This is a genomic window from bacterium 336/3, from assembly GCA_001281695.1.
GTDB lineage: Bacteria > Bacteroidota > Bacteroidia > Cytophagales > Thermonemataceae > Raineya.
This window is the reverse complement of record LJIE01000008.1, coordinates 12222-28657: the sequence shown is the minus strand read 5'-3', so window position 1 is coordinate 28657 and position 16436 is coordinate 12222. Positions and strand designations below refer to the sequence as shown.

13 protein-coding genes and 1 pseudogene are annotated in these 16436 nt (G+C 31.7%); 12 read left to right on the top strand and 2 right to left on the bottom strand.

Annotated features, from left to right (window positions below; genetic code table 11):
• Positions 1-1654 precede the first annotated feature (1654 nt).
• Positions 1655-1957 (bottom strand): annotated as a pseudogene (locus tag AD998_21770) (hypothetical protein).
• A 685-nt stretch (positions 1958-2642) separates the two neighbouring features.
• Positions 2643-2984: an HxlR family transcriptional regulator gene (locus AD998_21765; GenBank protein ID KOY84315.1), complete on the bottom strand. Its 342-nt coding sequence runs from the start codon at positions 2982-2984 to the stop codon at positions 2643-2645.
• Positions 2985-3094: 110 nt separating this feature from the next.
• Between AD998_21765 and AD998_21760 the strand changes: the two genes are divergently transcribed.
• From AD998_21760 to AD998_21705, 12 genes are all read left to right on the top strand, one after another.
• The gene (locus AD998_21760; protein ID KOY84314.1) at positions 3095-3997 is read left to right on the top strand and encodes a hypothetical protein; all 903 of its coding nucleotides are present in this window, start codon (positions 3095-3097) and stop codon (positions 3995-3997) included.
• Between the two features lie 9 nt (positions 3998-4006).
• Positions 4007-4378 carry a hypothetical protein gene (locus AD998_21755; protein KOY84313.1) on the top strand — a complete coding sequence of 124 codons (372 nt, stop codon included), beginning with the start codon at positions 4007-4009 and terminating at the stop codon, positions 4376-4378.
• A complete protein-coding gene (locus AD998_21750; GenBank protein KOY84312.1) occupies positions 4371-5084 on the top strand; it encodes a hypothetical protein in 714 nt (237 codons plus the stop codon). Before AD998_21755 ends, AD998_21750 begins: the two co-directional genes overlap by 8 nt.
• A 415-nt stretch (positions 5085-5499) precedes the next feature.
• Positions 5500-5700 carry a hypothetical protein gene (locus AD998_21745; GenBank protein ID KOY84311.1) on the top strand — a complete coding sequence of 67 codons (201 nt, stop codon included), beginning with the start codon at positions 5500-5502 and terminating at the stop codon, positions 5698-5700.
• 15 nt (positions 5701-5715) lie between these two features.
• Positions 5716-6072, top strand: coding sequence for a hypothetical protein (locus AD998_21740; GenBank protein ID KOY84310.1), 357 nt, complete (start codon positions 5716-5718; stop codon positions 6070-6072).
• 162 nt (positions 6073-6234) lie between these two features.
• Positions 6235-7335: a hypothetical protein gene (locus AD998_21735; GenBank protein ID KOY84309.1), complete on the top strand. Its 1101-nt coding sequence runs from the start codon at positions 6235-6237 to the stop codon at positions 7333-7335.
• Between the two features lie 380 nt (positions 7336-7715).
• Complete coding sequence (locus AD998_21730) at positions 7716-8786, top strand: serine hydrolase (GenBank protein KOY84308.1); 1071 nt, start codon at positions 7716-7718, stop codon at positions 8784-8786.
• Between the two features lie 439 nt (positions 8787-9225).
• Positions 9226-10773, top strand: a complete 1548-nt coding sequence (locus tag AD998_21725) for a hypothetical protein (GenBank protein ID KOY84307.1) — start codon at positions 9226-9228, stop codon at positions 10771-10773.
• Positions 10774-10995: 222 nt separating this feature from the next.
• Entirely contained in the window at positions 10996-12726 is a 1731-nt protein-coding gene (locus AD998_21720) for a hypothetical protein (GenBank protein KOY84306.1), read from the top strand.
• Between the two features lie 180 nt (positions 12727-12906).
• Positions 12907-13899: a hypothetical protein gene (locus tag AD998_21715; protein ID KOY84305.1), complete on the top strand. Its 993-nt coding sequence runs from the start codon at positions 12907-12909 to the stop codon at positions 13897-13899.
• A gap of 319 nt (positions 13900-14218) precedes the next feature.
• Positions 14219-15052: a hypothetical protein gene (locus tag AD998_21710; GenBank protein KOY84304.1), complete on the top strand. Its 834-nt coding sequence runs from the start codon at positions 14219-14221 to the stop codon at positions 15050-15052.
• A gap of 74 nt (positions 15053-15126) precedes the next feature.
• Positions 15127-16434 (top strand): hypothetical protein, encoded by a 1308-nt coding sequence (locus AD998_21705; GenBank protein ID KOY84303.1) that lies wholly within the window; start codon positions 15127-15129, stop codon positions 16432-16434.
• Positions 16435-16436 lie beyond the last annotated feature (2 nt).

Below are 16436 nucleotides of genomic sequence, written 5' to 3'. Positions count from 1 at the left end.
GGTCTTGGATATTGATGGTATTGTTTGTACCTAAATCAGCATTGTTGCTCAGTGTAGCTATATGCCCAGCACGAATAGTAACCGTTGCACCTGTTACTCCTTGTGGACGACAACCACAAGGTGTAGACGAACCGTCTGAAGACCAATTGGTTGTGCTATTCCAGTTAGTATTACCCAATGTAAAAAATGTAGTAATTATTACTGTAAACGCCACAGAATAACCAGAACTACCATTGGTTAGATTGGTTTGTGTACCAACAATCACATCACCCGCCAAAAGAGGGAGTCCAGACATAGACCATGTACCACCTACAACAGTAGCACTGCCTAAATATAATTGTGTAGAAGATGCATTACATAAAACTGGAGGATTCTTATATAGATGTATTACATCTCCTGTTACTCCTGTTCCTGAAACATTACCTGAACTATTAGCTAAAGTAATGACTGGAGGTGCTTGGTTATTATTTCCCCCACTCAATGTCATTTGCTGAGATGTATTACAATATATCTCATTACCAATATAAGTATTACCCACAACTACCCCACCAGTATATGAAATTCCTTGTCCATTGCCTGCAATGATATTTGCCTGCCCTGCAGCAAGCCCACCAATAGTATTATTCTGCCCATCTGCAATTGCAATACCTGTACTATTGGGTATAAAAGCTGTTCTGCTGGCATTTACTCCTATCAGGTTACCATAAATAATAGAGTTATTACCTCCTTGAATACGTATACCATTATAGGTTCCTCCTGATGCATTACCAGAGATTAAATTTCCTTCACCTATTCCTGCCCCTCCTATAATTGTATTAGTAACATTTGTATTCAAAGATATACCTGTTAAATTATCTGTACCAAAAGTTGCATTTCCTGCTAAATTTGTTCCTATTCTATTTCCCCTAATAATCGTTGCATTTGCTGTAAAAATATTAATGTTTCTAAAATTATTACTAATAAAATTATTGATTACTTGAATATTGTTCGCATTATTTATGGAAATCCCTTGACCCGTTGTTGCAGGTTGTCTAAAATTCGTAATTTGCAGCCCTCTAACAATTGAATTAGAAGCATTTGTGCCTGAAAAAACTAATCCATTTATGACACTTGCCCCATTATCAATTTGAATCATTTGGTTAAAGAGTACATAATCTTCTTTGGACGTTCCATCTAAGATAACAGCATCAGTAATGGTAGGTAAAGCAGAAATAACAGATATTGTTTGTGTACCTGTACCTATACTAAAATCTATATAATTAAGTCCTGCTAAAGTATTGGCATTGGTTATCACATCTCTTAAACTCTCTGAACCACTATCAGCAGTATTTTTTACACGCAAAGCCCAAAATGGGTCAGCAGATTCTGGAGATATAGTTCCTCCTAATGTACCATTATTGGTAGCACCATTAGCCCCAGCATTTGTTATGGTTTGTCCTGTACCTTGCTCAAATTGCCAAAAACCTAATTCAGCAGGAAGCCCTGTTCCAATAGGGTTTGTCCTATCGCTTGCTATTTCAGATGGTGTTCTTACAGTATTAAAAATTCGTAATTCATCTATTTCTCCATTAAAATAAAAATCAGGGGTGGATGGTGCACTTGCTACACGACCTATAGAAATAGGAACTGTACCTACAGTCTGATTTAAGACACTACCTGTTTGTGCAATATCCAGCACACCATCAATATAGATTTCCATTAATCCACTTAAATCATTTCTTGTAACTGCAATATGATGCCAAGCTCCATCATTAACAGGAGCGTTAGATGTTACAGTTGTCTCTGAATATGTTACACCTCCTGCTATGCCAAATTTTATTTTTCCTGCTGCTAAACTAACACCATAATCAGGATTAGAACCTGATGCATCCGCATCTACTAATCCTAAACCATCATACCAATTACCAACTATTCCTCTTGTATCTTTGGTTTTAAGCCAGAATTCTATTGTGAAATCATTTAATGCTATTGGATTAGCCAATACAGCTTGGTCATCCACTCCATCAAAAAACAGTCCTCTATTACCTTGAGGTTGAGCAAAAGCAGACAAATAAAACAGTATCAAAAGCAGGCTTAGTAATAATTTTTTCATAGATTTTGAATTTCTTAGCAAGTGTTACATTTAATTCTTAAATATATCTTAAAAGTAAATTATTTTTTGTATAAATAAAATTCTTTCTTTTATTGTAAATTTAATCATATTTTGGACTACTAAGCCGTTATTTTACTTGATAGATTTATTTAAATTATTTAAGAACTTAAAAATTAATTCAAGAAATGTCACGTTTTATTGCTGAAATATAGTTATCTGTAGAGTTTGTCTAATATTATAAATCAGATTAAGAGATTAGAATTTTTATAATAAATATAGTGGTGATATTGAAAGCATCCATCCAAGCAAAAATTCTTTCTATCACAAATCTTCTTTTATACAAGACCTCATCAACCAAACGTAGTGAGTTCAGCGAAGCTAAAAACTTCAAAACGGTCTTTTTCTCCATTTCTTTGATTGAGAGGAATATTAACTTCTATCTCTTTTTTTGACGAACTTGGCTACATTCTTCTTTACCAACGCCCTGCATCTGCATTCAAAAATAAACCTTTAATAGCTATATCTGATTTTTCAAGCCAATGATAGTATCCTAAGACTTAGCAAATAATTTAGACCGATGTTTTTTGCCCCACTCTCTCAAAGCAACAATGACATCATCTAACGACTTGCCATAATCAGATAAACTGTATTCAACCATTACAGGAATTGTATCATAGACATTTCTAATAACAAGTTGGTTTACTTCCAAATCTCTCAATTCTTTTGACAGCATTTTTGGAGTAATGCCTTCTACATCTCTTTCTAATTCTTTAAAACGTTTATTTCCAAACGATAAAGCTATGAGAATAGGCAACTTCCATTTGCCATTGATAATATCTAACACGTCTCTTACTGGGCGTATGTATTCAACACATTCTTTTGATGACTTCATTTTACTAATTTTTAAGGTACTATACAAAATATACTACTATACTAAAGTATAGTAGTATATTTTGTATAGCAAAGGTAAGTATATTTGCATCATAACTCACAATAAAAAATATGAAAAATATGAAAGTATTAGTTTATGGTGCAGCTGGTTCACAGCAATTTCCCGTCATCAACGCACTAAAAAGCAAGGGAGCAGAAGTATTTGCAACAACCCATCAACCTGAAAACATTGAAATTTTGAAAACCGCAGGAGCAGAACCTGTTATTGCAAATATGAATAATAGAGAAAGGCTGTTTGAAATTACAAAAGGTATTGATGCTATTTCTTTATTAGTGCCTTTCTTTCTTGAAAATCCACTTGATGGATTGGATTATGCCAAAAATGCAATTGATGCTGCGATAGAAAACAATGTTAAACTTTTGGTATGGAATACGAGTGGTTTTATCCTGCCAGTTAAAATTGGTAATCCTTCTTTGGACATTCGTATAGATATAGCGGACTACCTGAAACAAAGTGGACTTCCACATATAATCATTCAGCCATCGGTTTATGCCGAAAATCTTTTAGGGCCTTGGACAGCACCTTATGTGAAAAATGAACAAACCGTTACCTATCCAACACCCGAAGAAATGCCCGTAGGTTGGATTGCCACAAAAGATGTAATTACATTTGTTGCAGAAGCTATTTATAGTCCACAATTAGCTGGACAATCTTTTCAGGTTAGTGGAGTAGAAAATTTAACAGGTAGTCAACTTGCTAATAAATTTTCAATTGCGTTGAGTAAAACTGTTCAATATCGTCAAATGCCACCAAAAGAGTTTGGTAAAATATTAGATGGTCTTTTTGGTGAAGGTGCTGGTAAAGGTGCAGAAACAATGTATCAGGAAATAACAGACACCAAGCAATATCCAATAATGCATTCAGCTAACTTGTCAGAAGTTCTCGAAAAACTTCCAATAAAAATGACAAGCATTGAAGAATGGGTCTCTCAAAATATTCAATCATTTAATTAAACATTTATTATGAATTATTCAAAAATAATTTACTGGATATCAACAACATTAGTACTATTCTTTGTTGGTTTAGGTAGCATTGCCGATTTACTACAAATTGATGCCATTCGAGAGAGTTTTAATCATATTCATTTTCCTTTTTATATGCTCCCTTTTTTTGGTGTAGCTAAATTAGCGGGTAGTGTATCTATTTTAATTAAATCTCAGAAACTTCTTCGTGAGTGGGCATACGCTGGAATAACCTTTTATTTTATTGGAGCAAATTATGTTCACTTTGCAGTTGGCGATAGTATAGATAAAATTGGAGTTACACTGTTCATACTAGTATTGATAATTACTTCTTACATCTTTTCTAAAAAAATGAGCACCACAAATGAATAAAGCATTAGTCTCATTATTCTTGATAGTGGTAGTTTTTTCCACTATCAAGAATTCTAACTCTCAAAGCAAAAACGCAATGAAAAAAGTAAAAATTATTTACGTGTATGATGCCATTTGTGGCTGGTGCTTTGGTTTCAGCCCTACCATGGCAAAATTGAAAGAACATTATCAAGATAAAATTGATTTTGAAGTAGTAAGTGGTGGTTTAAGAATTGGTAAAAATGTTGGTTCAATAAATGAAACAGGAGCTTATATAAGAACTGCCTACAAAATAGTTGAGGAAACTTGCGGTGTAAAATTTGGCGATGCTTTCGTAAACGAAACACTTAAAGATGGAACAATGGTATTAAATTCATTACCGCCTGCCATTGCCCTTTGCATTATGAAAGAAAAATATCCCGAAAAATCTTTTGAATTTGCTGGATTACTTCATAAAATGTACTATGTTGACGGGATAGAGCCAGAAAATCACGAAGCTTATGGCACGTATGCAGCCAAACTTGGTTATGACAAAACAGAGTTCAATAAGAAAATGAAAGATAGCATCTACATAAACAAGGCATACAAAGACTTTGAATACGCTCAACAACTTGGTGCTAATAGCTTTCCAACTGTTTTACTTGAAAAAAATGGAAAAATAGAAATGCTATTTAACGGTTTTACTAACTTCGACAGAGCTAAAAAACTTATCGACAATAAATTGTAATGACAAAAGGGTAACTGTTACACAACTCAGACTTCATATTAGAAAATAGAAAAAGTTAGAAAAAATGTTTTTATACAGCCCTTTTAAAAGGGCAATTCTTTAGACCATTTTTATAAGAATTGTTAGATTATCAGGGTCTGAAAATAATTTGCAATACACTCACTGAAAAAAGTTTCAAAAAGATAAAAAGTTAATTAGATAATTTATAAAAGTGTATTGTGTATTCTGTATGTTTGTTGTATAAAATATTGATAATTTGATGTTTACATGAATATTAACAGATTTTATAATAAAAACACGGATATAGTGTATATTTATGAGTTGGAGCCAATTTTAACGAGTACTCCGTAAAATGAAATTACAAGAAATGAACCTAAATATTCGGTATGACTTACCAAAAGAAATTTAGGACAAGGTGATACCAGAAATTTATAAAGAGACTCCAGTATGGCTTGGTTTTGCCACCAACAATTTACAATTAAGGATTGGGCTTCCCCATTGGTTTAGCTTCAATGATGAAGAATGGGATAATTGGAAAAAACAAATTAAAGAAATTGCTACTAAAAAACTCGGCTTCAAAGTCGGAGAAATTGAACTTGGCGAAGTTGACTATTAAAAGTATATAATAAAAATGAATGTACCGAAATATGATATAGAGTACTTTGAGGGAATTACTGCACCTTATATTGACTGGGTTGGAGGGGGAAACTTTGACGGATATCTTGTTCTGAAAAGCTTAATATTCAAGCAGCTCAACAAAAAAGTAGAATTACATACAAAAGTAGTCGACAAGACAAGATATGATGGTAAAATAGAGGACTCAGTTCTAATTGGTACATTTGAACAATCGGATAAAGACACAATAACTCTCATTTTTGAACATTTTCAAATGAGAGGAAAAATATTGGGAAAAAATGAAGAAATGATTGTATTTGATATTTGGCATACCGCAACTAAAAGAACAGAAGTGTATAAAATCAAAGAATAAAAAAACTGGCTAAAACAAACAGTTTTGCAATAGCACTGCAGAAGTGCAAAGTTCAACAGTAGTAATTCTGTTGAACTTTTGTGCTAAATTTGAACTTTAGTAATTTCTAAACCCCACCTTTGCAAAGCCGCCGGACGTTGCATGTCATTTTAAACAGACTGTATGCCTAACATAACCACATTTGAAATATTAGACAATGAAATAAAAAAAATTGGAGAAAAACCAATTGTTCTTGAAGCATTGTGGGATGGAGATACACAAGGTTGGTTTTTATGCTTGTACATCTACATTGAGACAGGATATTTATTCAATAAGAAAGTTACAAGACATTCATTAGGGCATATTACTTTGGGCGATGATATCAGAGTTTTTTCAGGAGGACAATGGACAGAAGCGATATTAGCAAAAGAATTTGGACAAAAAGCAATATCAAAATATAATTTAGAGTTTTACTTTCCATCACCAGAACAACCTGATGACGACTGTCCAAAATGGACAGAAAGAAACTTAGCAATAAAATGTGTTGATTGTGGAAAATTAATTATCCCAACAGATAGTCCATTTTTACCAAAAGACATCTGCTATAATTGTCATTTAACAAGAGAACAGAATGAAAAACTTGTTAAAAACGACCTAATTCAAGAAGGAGTAATTTTGTATTTAGAAAATTCAGAAAAATCTGAGAAGATTGGTTTTTGGGGGTCATACAGCTATATCATTATTTCTAACTTCAAAATTCATCAAATTTACAATATAGATAGTATTAATTCTTTGACAGTTTTTAAATTAGGGAGATTTGAAATTAATAACTTAAAAAATGATGTTTTAAATGAGTTAAACAACAAATTAATGATTTACGAAAAACCTAAGATAAATGAAATGGAAAGAAGGTTTTCGAAGTCGTTTTACGAAATAGAGTATAATAGTATTACATATCAATTAGAAACAAGACAAAATAAAGACCATAACAATATCTTAGAATACATAAGAACTTTAAAATACTTAGACAAGGCATTATCTGAGGGCTATGATTTAAAAATCTGCTTTCTCAGAGGGATAACTTACCAAGACGACAAATTTTTAAGACATATAAACTATCTTTATAAAGGTCAGTTAGAGAAAGAAAAGATTATTGAAGATTTTAAAAATCTATTGAGTCAAAAACAAATTTTAGACACACTACAAAAGTTAGAAAAACTTGGATGTTTGACAGTTTTCGATAGGACTGTTACTCTAACAGAACTTGGAAAAAACATTGTATGAATAAAAAACGAACGCACAACAGCAGTAACTGTTGCACAACTCAGACTTAAGCATAGCAAATAGTAAAACTTAGAAAAATTTCTTTTCTATACAGCCCTTTTAAAAGGGCTATATTTTTTATAGATGAAAAATGAACCTAAAATTTGCCTGCCTTAAAAATATTAAAATACTCTAAAAAAAGGTGTTTTTTTAACTATAAATTGATAACTTGAAGTATAGATGTGCTACCAATATGAAAAAGGAACATATACTTGTTTTATTCAAATTTCCTCCCTATTAGTGGTCATTGTAAAATAACACACCAAAAATACTAAAACACTTTAAACCTTTGTGGAAATAAATTGTCTAATTGATATGTTAAACTTGATATCAAAATGATTATGAAGTCTTTTACAATTCTTTTATTACTGTTACTATCCATTTCGAGTTGTAGTAAAAATGATGATATTATTCAGCCAACATCATCTGAATCTATGTATTTTCCTTCCAATACAAATTCTACTTGGGAAACTAAAACGCTTTCAAGTTTGGGTTGGAATCAAAACGCAGTTCAACCATTGAGAGATTTTCTTACTCAAAAAAATACAAAATCTTTTATGATACTAGTAAATGGAAGAATTGTAATGGAAGAGTATTTTAATGGTCATTCTGCAAACACTACTTGGGAATGGAATAGTGCAGGTAAAACCTTAGTTGCCACTACAACAGGAATTGCACAACAAGAAGGATTATTGAACATTAACAACAAAGCTTCTAATTATTTGGGAACAGCATGGACAAGCATGCCTTTGGCAAAAGAAAACCTAATTTCTGTAAGACATTTACTAACAATGACAGCAGGCAATGATGATACAAAACAATATGTTATTAAACCCAACTTAACTTATGTTGCAGATGCAGGAACTCGGTGGGCATACAGTAATATTTTTCAAAAATTAACGGATGTTGTTGCCAATGCAAGCAATAAAACTTTTGAAACTTATTTTAATGAAAAAGTAAAAAGTAAAATTGGAATGGAAGGATTTTGGAATTTTGGAACAATCTTTACCATTTACCACAGCACAACCAGAAGCATGGCAAGGTTTGGTCTTATGGCATTGAATAAAGGAAAATGGAATAACGAACAAATCATAAATGAAACCTTTTTTAACGAGAGCATTTCAACATTTCAAAATATCAATCCTTCTTATGGATATTTATGGTGGTTAAATGGAAAAACTAGTTTTATGATTCCAGGCGAGCAAACAGTTTATCAGGGTTACTTGGTCCCAAATGCACCTTCTGATATGTATTCAGCAATGGGAGCGAATGACCAAAGAATTTATGTAATCCCAAGTAAAAAAATGGTAGTTATAAGAATGGGAGATGCGTCTGACCCTGCAAATCCAAATTTTGCAGTATCAGGTTTTGACAACGAACTTTGGGGCAAAATAAACGCTGTCACAAATTAAACAAGCCTAATAACAACGAACCACTAACTGTTGCACAACTTAGACTCAAGCAAATAGTAAAATTTAGAAAAAATGCTTTTCTATTCAGCTCTTTTAAAAGAGCTGAATTTTTTATAGAGAAAATGAGTCTAATAAAACGTGCAATTCTTTAGACTGTAAATCTATCCAGTCTTGAAATTTTTTTGGAGAAAATTGACCTAATTTCTAAAATTTATTAAATGTTATAACATTTAATTTTAATGTTTTATGAATTTTTAATTAAAATATTACATCATTTTTTAGAGTAAAATATATTCCATTCTTCTTAAAAATAAGATTTACTCTCAAAAAGCTTCCTAAAAAATTATTTTATTACGCCATCCAAAAATCAGGGATTCCCTGATGTGTAGAAGTTTTTTATTGCTTAAACTTGAGAACACTAAAACTAAAATATAATAATATGAAAAAGGTAAGAGCTTATCATCCTTTGAGGCAACTTATGATGGGAGGGAATCCCAACAAAGCTAATAAGCCAAAAAATAAAAATGTAGCACCATTGGTTGAATACCTAGTTAGCCATAAAATTGACCCTGAGACATTTAATCAATTAGTTCAAAATATCAATGGACAAGTTGTAACACCTTTTGATGCCAGTTATAATACAGGACGTCTAGAAAGTGATAATGCATTCAATAAATATCCGCTTTTTATTATTTATTGTAATTGTAGTGCAGACGTTTCAATAGCTGTTAAATTTTGTAGAAGTGAAAACTTACCTATTTGTTTAAGGGCTGGTGGGCATAATACGGCTGGGTATTCTGTATTGGATGGGCGTGTACTTATAGACGTTGCCAACATAAAAGGGATATTTGTAGATCCTATTAATATGACATCCACAGTTGGCTCAGGTGTTACCTGGGGGGAATATAATCATGAATTAAATGCTTATGGTTTACATAATCCTGGTGGGAGTTGTGATACTGTAGGAATGGCAGGTTATACGATGGGTGGAGGTTATGGTTATACCAGCATGAAATGGGGTATAGCTTGTGATAATCTAATCGAAATACGAATGGTAACTGCTGAAGGAGAAATGGTTACTGCTAATGAACATATAAATCCTGATTTACTTTGGGCACATAAAGGAGGTACAGGAGGTAATTTTGGTGTACTTGTCAGTATGAAGTATAAATTATATAAATTAAAAAATGTTTGGCCAATACAAGTAAATTGGCCAATTGAAGATGCTGCTGAAGTTTTGTTTACTTGGCAAAATACAATGACAAAAACTCTTAAAGATAGAAATTTAGGGTTGCTGGGTTTTTTAGCTATTAAAGAGATTAGTAAAATTGATAAAAATGGAATTCATTATACAATCAATCAGCCCTATTTTTGTATCAGAGGAATTTACTCAGATGATAATAGTACAGCAGGGAAAAAAGCTTTAGAGCCTTTATTAAAAATAGGAAAGCCAACCTATCCAGCAGGTACTTTATGGAAAAAACAGATAACTTATTCTATGGCTAATCAACACTTATTAGATAATGTAGAGGGTATTATTCCTGATGATATTAAAGAAACTAAGCGTTGTGCATATATAGAAAAAGCCCTTAAGAAAGAAGATTATCAAAAGATGGTAGATTACTTTAAAACTAGCCCCAATCCATACAATATTGTTTCTATGGAACCTTATGGTGGTGCAATTAATGAAATAAAATCTGATGCATCTGCTTTTGTACATCGCAATGCTTATTTTGATGTTTTTACAGATTCATTTTGGATGACAGATAATGAAAAAGATGAAGCATTTTCATGGCTAAGAAATTATTATGAATCAGAGTCTATGAAAAGTTTATGGTCTAATCATTATTACCAAAATTATGTAAATGATGAATATAAAAATTGGCAGTTTGGGTATTTTGGAGAAAACTATCCAGAATTACAACTTATCAAACGCAAATGGGATCCTGAAAATATTTTCAATTTTCCACAAAGTATAGAAATCTAATATTTATAAAAAATAAGACTTATTTTAATCTAAAGGTTTCTATAATTATTTCATTTAGATAACACCGAGAAATTGTCAAAAATAGTATGAATGGCTTTAATTAGACTTTTATATTAAGAATTCCATATTCGGCAATACTACAAAAGTTAACTGCAAGCTAAACAGTTTGTGATATTAAATTAATACTCATCTCCAAAATAAGTAAACCAAAAATCTAAATTTATGAATAGCTCATTCACTTCAAATACATGTACTGACCCCATTAGTGATGCTCAATACCCAAAACTAGAACCTTTTACAGGTTCTCAACCTACGCTTCCTCAATATTGGAAATGTACAGCATTACTTCATCCTTTTAGTCCTGTCCAAAGCAACAGTTCTCCTACAGATATTGCGAGTCCTTTTTTTGAGATTTGTATAGCTTCAATATGCTATGCAGAAGGAATGGGATTAAATGCCTTGTTAGTTGGAACTTCAGGAAGGAAATGGTGGTATAAAATTACTCCAACAGAAACAACTGTATCTACAGATGGTGTTAATTATTCTCCAGTAGATATGGGATGGGCATTACCTACCACTAACTGGTTTGGAAATAAAAGTGGAAATGCAGTATGTGCAGGTATTAGCTATTTGAATTGGATGGAAATCCAAAAAGTTGAATGGTGGAAAATTCCTGTTGGTGATATCAATCCACCACCAGCTACTTGGATGTGGTTTGATAGTGAGACAAGATTTCCTGCACGTCTAATGTTTGGGCAAGGACCCACTACTCCTATTATGGGAGATACAAATCAACTTGCGTTGTTTCAGATGTTCTCCTTTACCTATTTACCAATGTTTGAAGCATTAGAAAGCAACCCACTGAGTTCTTCTTTAGATTATCCTGTCATATCTGGACTTAGTTTTGGTAACTCTAATAATTATGAAATTTTTGAATGGAATACAAATTTTGGGATGACGGTCTTTATGACACCAGTTAATGAAAAATTTAACCCACTTCCAACAAGAGTTTTGTACGTTTGGAAACCCGACAATGAATACCAGTTTTCATCAGACCGTAGTCAAAATACTTTGATGAAATATACTTACAATCCAAGTAATCCATTTACATCTCAAGTGGCATTGTTAACTGGAGCAGTTCCTGAAGGTATAATTCCTCCACCAAACAGTGATGCTGGATTTTTAATTAATTATGTAGGAGATGAAATAACAGAGTGTATAGGATTTGGTAATTTCCCTTTTCCACAAGAACCCCCAAATTGGGCTCAGATACCCGTAGAACAAGGGACTATTCAAACTACTATTGTAAATAACCCTGCACTTTGCCCAAACAATATTGTAACTATTATATCAGTATTATTTCCGCCTTCAGGACAAAATTATCCTGATTCAACATACCTATGGACTTGGTATAGCCCACTCAATGCAAGTGGATCAAAAAGTCGTCCTGTAACATTTATGCAATCACAATCTGGTGTAGGAGTAGGGACTAGTCTGGCATTGGCAGATTATTTTGATTATGAGGAATTTTCAATCCCTATTGAGCCATGTAATTTTGCGGTTCCTCCCTGTGATTTTAATATAAAAGCGAATGTAAAATGGCAAGGAACTGGTATCACCATGAATCCAAATACAAAGGCTACTATAACTTATTTAGATGGATTATGGACTGCAAATCCTAATGATAATGATGGTCAATTATACAATGCAGCAGGCAATCCTATATATATTAATGCTAAACCAGGATATACAATGCCTAATGAAAATGAAGGCTCTCTTATTGGGAGAATTGGAGATACTGTTTTTTTTATAGGAATGGGAACTACTACTCCATCTGGACTAAACGGAGAATTAGAACTATGTATCAATGACGATTTGAATGGGATATATGGACCTGGATTTACTGATAATGAAGGCTCAATAAATATTCAAATACAGGTTGAATTTAATTAAGAAATGATTTTGAAGCCTTTATTATTTAAGAAAAACAATAAGGGCTTCTTTTTAAATTTATGAAATAGTTGTAATAGTAACTTCAGAACTCAATAGATAATAAGAAATACTATTGTACCACTAGAAATTTTATTAGAATTTTTTTCTCCATTTGCATAAACTATTTAAAAAGTAAAAAAAATGGTTACATATATTCAAGATATTACCTTTCCTATAAACTCTGGATTTGATTTTAGTAATGTGAGTTGGGTCACATTATCACCCAATAGAGATGAAATTTATTTTCTACAACGTGGGCTTCCATGTGTTTCTGTTTGGGATCTAAATGGTAATCATCTAAGAGATTGGAATTCTAATTTATTAGCATGTCCACATTCTTTAACCTTTCGTGTACATCAAAATGGCAGTTATGATGTTTGGATTACAGACATGGCTTCACCATCTATGACAGGAAATCTATGTGGATATTGTTTGAAACAATTTGATATGTATGGCAATTATCTTGGTAGTATAGGGCAATGTGGCGAAAATACGCAAGGTACTGGTATTAATCCAGTACAATTTGATAAAGTAACAGATATTGCCTTTGATTCTAATGGTTTTCTTTGGGTTACAGATGGTGATATTAATGGTTTAAATAATCGAGTACTCCAAATAAATCCAGAAACTCAGGAAGTAGTGCAAGTATGGTCAGCAACGAATAACCAACCTGGTTCTGGTCCAAAGGAATTTAATCTTCCTCATTCGATTGACATAGATGATTTAAACAGAGTTTGGGTTGGTGATGCCCTCAATAACCGAGTACAGATAATTAGTACAGATGGGACCTTTATTCAAGAATTAAAATGTTTTGGTTTGGATGGAGTATATGGAGTTTGTCTTAGAAAAGACCCTGTAAGTAATATTAGACATTTATATGTAAGTACAAGCCCAACAAGTTCTCCAACTGGAGGTACTGTAAAGGTTTTTGAGGTTGCAGATGATGGTTTGCCTGTGCCATCAGGTTGTCTTACAGAGTTTCAATGGAATATTGAACTGCCAAAAGGCACTTCAACAGGTATGTTGCATATGATTGAAGCTACTGAGACAGGAGATCAAGTATTCCTTGCAACATTGGGAGGGGATTTATTACCTCAAAAATGGATAAAAGTATATACTCCAGAAAATTCCTAATTAAATACTTCATAAAAAGGTGGGTATTAAAGACTCTCATGACACTTGATAGAACATTTTAGGCTGTATTTCTTAATATCCTTTCATAGGTAAATATAATGAATATTGAATATTTACACAATAGCTAACCGTTTTTTATAGAATTTGATTTTTGCTCTCTTTTCTCTTATATTTGAGTTGTGCAACATATACAAGGGTTTTTGTGGCAGACGAGCCTACATACAAGCATGAAACTCAACTTTATTAATAACCGCCAAACGCAAAGCCCGAAACTTTAGTCATTGTATTACATAATCAAAAAATTTAACCTTCAGGTCATTTGAAAATAAAAATTTATAAACCTAAAAGCGAAATTTTACAAAATCATATTGAATGTTTTTATTCATTACAAAGAAATGATAATGATCATGATATAACATATTTTGGGTTTCCTTCAAACACAATTTTTCTAACTTTATGTCAAGATGCTAAAATAGTAATTAATGGAAATGATTTAACTATAGAAAATCATCCAAATGAAGGAATAAAATCGATTTTAATAATTGATAATCAAAAACAAGGATCTACAACTTATAGAGGCAACACTAACGAAATAACTATTTACTTTAAACCACTAGGAATTAATGCTTTTTTAGAGAAACCGTTGTCAAACTATATAATAAACACAATTTCAAATTTTAATCCTTTTGATGATTATATTATGACAATAAATGAGATTTTTAAAATCAAAGATGATATTGCTAAAATTGATTTCCTAGAAAGCTATTTTGTTTCAAAATGTATTGACTTTAAACACCCTTTTCTACATAAAGCATTGGAAAAAATAACAAATGAAGAAAATTCTAAAATCAATATTGTAGAATTAACAAAACATTTTGCAGTATCAAGAGTAACAATACACAAACAATTTTTACTACATATTGGCACTAGTCCAAGTCAATTTCTAAAAATAGAGCGGTTTAGAACAGCCATAAAAATGTTTACAAAAAATGCAAGTAATGAACAGCTTATAGATATTGCATACATGGTTGAATATTTTGATCAATCTCACATGGCAAGAGATTTTAAATCTTTAACAGGATATTCTCCAAAAATATTTTTTTCAAAACTTTCTCAAATAGAGAATAGTCAGATAAATTGGATTTTTTTGTAAAGGTTTACATTTGTACAAGTAGATTTCAGATTGATTGATAACCTTTGTTATTATTAATCAAAAAATCAATCAAAATGAAATCATCAATCACAATCGTTCTCTCTCTCCTCTTATTCTCAATTAATTTAAGTTTAGCACAACAAAATATAAAAATAATTAAAGCAAATTCTCAAAGAGTTTCTATAAAAGATGGAAATAATCCAATAACTAAATGGTGGGAATATTTACAAAAAGATGTAAAACCAGTTGTGTATCACATTGCAAAAATCAATCAAAACAGAAAAGTAACTTTCTATACTGATGTTGATAGTATTTCATTTGATGTAAATCCCAACAACAAGTATGATTTTCAGGTCCTTTTAAATTCAAGAGACACTTGTTATGCTCAAATTTCAACTATCATTCCATCGTATTACAAAGACTGTAAAAATTGTAAAATAACAAGCGATACTATTCCATTTACCCTTGGCAAGGACCATTACATTCACATAAAAGGCAAAGTGAATAATTCAGAAACTTTAGATTTTATTTTTGATACAGGTGCTGGAACTTGTGTATTAAATGAAAGAGGACAAAAAATTGCAAAAATAAAATTAGATGGGCAATCTGATGGCGAAGGTACATCAGGGTTTACAATTGATCAAACTAGTAGTTCAAACCTTTTGCAAGTTTCATCATTGAATTGGAAAAATCTCCCATTTACATACATTGATTACAAAGGATCAATAAATACTGATGGGGTAATAGGTTACAATATTTTTGAAGATAAAGTTGTAGAAATCGATTATGAAAAAAGCCTTCTGATTATCCATAATGAAATGTCATCAAATATTGCAGGTTATTCAAAACAAAAAATAAGACATGATTTGAGTGGAACCTTTATAGAAGCGACCTTAAACAATGGTAATAACGATTTTACAGGTTGGTATTTATTTGATACAGGGGGAAGTTTAACAGTTGCAGTTGGAGGAGACTATGCCAAAAATAACCAGCTATATGGAACAATGAAAAATTTAGGAAAAAGTAATGCGACAGGGAATGGAAAAGGATTTTATCAAAATGAAATTGTTGAATTACCAATGTTGAAACTATTTGGCTTTTCTGTCCCAAAAGTTCCTATTCATATTTCAAGCTCAGATAAAAGCTTTTATGGCGAAGCAGGAATTATAGGTAATAATATACTCAAAAGGTTCAATATCATTATTGATTACCCAAATGCAACAATTTATTTAAAACCAAATAATTTAATGAATGTGAGTTTTAAAAAAAAAGATGAAATCGTAATGTATTCAATTATAGGAGGTTCAATAGTATTAGTTCTTTTATTATTTGGATTTTTTCTCTATAAAAGAAAAAAAAATAAAACTATAAACTCAAATTAAAA